General features: G+C 63.3%; 3 protein-coding genes and 1 pseudogene. All 4 read right to left on the reverse strand.

Going from position 1 to position 3,332, the window contains the following annotated elements; translation table 11 throughout:
* A partial coding sequence (locus EN991_RS28765) for a hypothetical protein (protein WP_127370014.1) occupies positions 1-873 on the reverse strand: 873 nt, incomplete at its 3' end.
* On the reverse strand, positions 870-2,000 hold the full coding sequence (locus EN991_RS28770) for a glycosyltransferase (protein ID WP_127370015.1): 1,131 nt from the start codon (positions 1,998-2,000) through the stop codon (positions 870-872). The genes EN991_RS28770 and EN991_RS28765, both read right to left, overlap by 4 nt.
* Before the next feature lie 2 nt (positions 2,001-2,002).
* A complete protein-coding gene (locus EN991_RS28775; protein WP_127370016.1) occupies positions 2,003-3,103 on the reverse strand; it encodes a glycosyltransferase family 4 protein in 1,101 nt (366 codons plus the stop codon).
* A pseudogene (locus tag EN991_RS28780) lies at positions 3,088-3,332 on the reverse strand (B12-binding domain-containing radical SAM protein); the annotation flags it as partial. The gene EN991_RS28775 and the pseudogene EN991_RS28780, both read right to left, overlap by 16 nt.

Raw genomic sequence — 3,332 nt, forward strand, 5'->3', positions numbered from 1 at the left:
GCCCAGCCACGCATCGGTGATGAGGCAGGCGCCGGCGCCGGCCGCCTCGAAGACACGCGTGGCCGGTGAAAAACCGTTTACGGCCATGCTGTCGCGGCTGATGTTCAGAACCGCCTTGGGTGTGACGTTGAAGGCATTGTGATCGCGGGTGCCGACGTGACCGAGCCAGCCGACATTGGCGGGAAGCGGCTTGTCCCCCCAGCCCGATCCACCGAGCAGAAAACGCTGTTTCGGCAGCTGGCATGCGGGATCGAGGAAAAACGCTTCGACCCGTGCCTCACGATCCGGCAGCCTGTTGCCAAGGAACGCCAGATCGCAAGCGAAACGCGCATTGCTGGTGACCGGATAATGTGTTTGGGGATCGAGCGCATTGTAGATCGGCACGCATTCGTTCGCCCCCATGGCACGGTAGGCCCATACGACGGGGTCGCCGCCGCCATAGGTCAGCACAAGGTCGATTTCTTGCAGGGCGCTATGGAGCGGATGGTCCGGTTCGTCGCGCAACTGGGCAAGGGTTGCCGGAGCGTCCACGTCCCAGAATACCACCAGCGCGTCGCTGCGGGCGTGGTCGAGAACGACACGCAGCAGCGCCTCGTCCTCGAAACCGACGCCACTCGCCTTGACGACGATGTCGGCGCTGGCGGCACGTGCCGCGACCTGCATCAGCGCGTGCTGGGTCGCTTCATAAACGACGACAGTGCACCAGTCAGGCGCCTCGATGTCGCGATTCTTCTGCCGGTCGTAGACGTCGGGTTCATAGAAGGTGATTTCGTAGCCCAATTGGGAAAGCGCCTTCAGCAACCCGCGATAGTAAGTCGCGGCACCGTTCCAGTAGGACGACAAAAGACTCGATCCGTAGAATGCCATCTTCATGCGGCGGCTTCCTTTGCGGTGGTGTTGTTGATGGTATGTTCGGTCGTGCATGCCGTGAGCACGCGGAACAGCTCGTCAACGCGGTGCTGGCAGGTATGCCGGGAGCGAATGGTCTCGAGGCCCGAAGTCACCAGGGAAGCCGCGAAATCCGCATCGGCCAATACCGCCCGCAAGTGTTGCCGCATCTGAGAGCCGTTCTCCGCAAACAGGAAGTCGACGCCGGGCCTGAACAGCTGCTCGACATCGGACCAGGGTGCTGAAATCAGCGGAATGCCGCAGGCGAGCGCCTCGAACATCCGGATCGTCGGAATTCCAGGCAATCCCTCACGATAGGGGCGCCGTGGGATGTGAACGGTGACACGATGCGCGGCGAACGCCTTCGGCACATCGGCATTGGCGATCCATCCATCATAGCGCAGTCCGGCGGCGGCCAGGTCCGCAAGTGCGGGCTTGGGGTAGCGTACGCCGTGAACAGTGGCCTCGAGACCGAGATCGTGTACTGGCTCGATCAGAAATTCCTTGAGTTCGGCAGTCCGCTCATCGTCGCCCCAGTTTCCAATCCAGACCAGATCGGACATGGGATGGATCTCTGGGTGCGGCTTGAACAGGCGATCGTCCGCGGCTTCATGCCAGGTGAAGACGCGCTTGCCCCAGCCGGCGCGCAGATAGCTCTCGCGCAAGGTCTCGCCAAAGGCGAGGACGCCGTCATAGTGCTCCAACCGTAGCGCCGAGATTGCCTCGGTCGCCGATATGGCCCGGTGATGGGTGTCATGAAACAGAAGGATGAAGTTGCCGCCAGCGGCCCGGGCACGGCCGATGCGTGCGACAAGCTCCGGATCCGTCCACTCATGAACGATCACAACGTCGGCCTCGGCGATCCAGGCCTCGTGATCGAACCCGGCATTGTAGGTCACCGGCATCAACTCTGGGAAATCCTTGCGGAAGCGTTCGATGGCGAAGGATCCCTTCTCGGCCAACAGGTTCGAACGGCTCCAGCCGTCGGACGGCTCCAGCGCGACTGCCTGGTGCTGGCGCGCGATCAGATCCCGCATGATACCGCGCAGGAAATGGGCATTGCCGTGGTTCCAGTCGGATACGACCGAGTGGGTGTAGAACAAAAAGCGCATGGTCAACGCCCCGCCATAGCCAGGGCCGCCTTGTCGTAGACGCCTCGCATGGCTGCCGCTTGCCTGGCCAGTGTAAACCGGCGGCTCCGTCGCATCGCTGCCTGGCCGAGCTCTCGCCTGAGTTCGGCATCGCTGGAAAGACGATTGAGGCCGGCAGCGAGGTCGTGCGGATTGCGCGCGTCAAAGAACATCGCGGCCCCGTCCCATAGTTCGCGATAGGTTGCGATGTCGGAAAGCACCAGGGGCGTCGCCGACATGGCAGCTTCCAGCGCGGCCAGACCGAATGGCTCATAGATCGACGGCGACACGAAAATGCCGGCGCGCGCCATCAAGGACCGCACCTCGTGAGACGGCAGTGCTCCCAGAGGAACAGCATAGCTGAAGCTGGTACGCCCGCCGTTCGGACCGTGCATCGAACCGGCGGCAAAGACGGGCCATTGCGTCAGCGACGCGGCCTGGTCGATCACCGCCGCATTCTTCCCCTCGTCCCACCAGCGGGCAGCGGCGAAGACGAGCGGTTGGCGCTTTTCGGCCTTCGGCACCGGACTGGCACTATTTCCGACGACACTCAGACGCGCGATCGGGCCGTAGCAGGTCTCAAGCATGTCGGCGTGGCTGCGGCTCGGCACGATGACTGCGTCGGCCCGATTGAAGCCACGCCTGTTGCGCTCCTTCTGCCAGGCCCATGCGCCATCCACTGCCTGTTTCCTGACGGCGTGGAACCATGTCGTCACGCAGGAATGGGAGACCGCCACGGCTGGGCACGGCGCATCGAATCCCGCCGCCTGCGTCGGCGCGTTGAAATGGACTAGGTCGATGGCGTGGTCGCGCATGGGCGCAAGCAATTCTAGCGGTAGCGCATCCAGGTCGCCGCCGTTGTGGGTCATCCAATCCGGCGGCGTGTTCAACCAGATCAGCGTGGTGAAAGTCTCTGCCTCCGCAGCCTGCTGCCTCGTCGGCTGGGGACCGAGCCCGGCAAGCACCACACTGTCGCCGCCATTCACAAGTTCCCGTGCCAGATCAAGCGCATAGCGCCATACGCCGCCCACGGCATCGACGGTCATCAGGATGCGCCGCGAGCGCGGCGTCAGTGTTCGCAACATGTCGCCTCCAGTTCCGCCAGCGGCCGGGGCCGCTTCTCCTGGATGTCACTGAATTTCTGGAAGGATGCGAGATAGTGATCATGGGCGCGCTCCCAGGCAAGGTCGTCGGGTTCGCCCCAAAGCTCGCGATAGCTGGGCGAACTCGGATACGGATAAAGCGGAACAGGTTCATTGGCCCATACGCCGTGGTCGATCAGGTGGGTTCGCCAGTGCTCGACCAGGGCGGGAT

This window comes from Mesorhizobium sp. M7A.F.Ca.US.005.03.2.1 (assembly GCF_003997795.1).
Taxonomy (GTDB): Bacteria; Pseudomonadota; Alphaproteobacteria; order Rhizobiales; family Rhizobiaceae; genus Mesorhizobium; species Mesorhizobium ciceri.

Coding starts and splice junctions, on each gene's coding strand:
- EN991_RS28775 (WP_127370016.1), bottom strand. CDS start 3,103: ATGTTGCGAACACTGACGCCGCGCTCGCGGCGCATCCTGATGACCGTC.
- EN991_RS28770 (WP_127370015.1), bottom strand. CDS start 2,000: ATGCGCTTTTTGTTCTACACCCACTCGGTCGTATCCGACTGGAACCAC.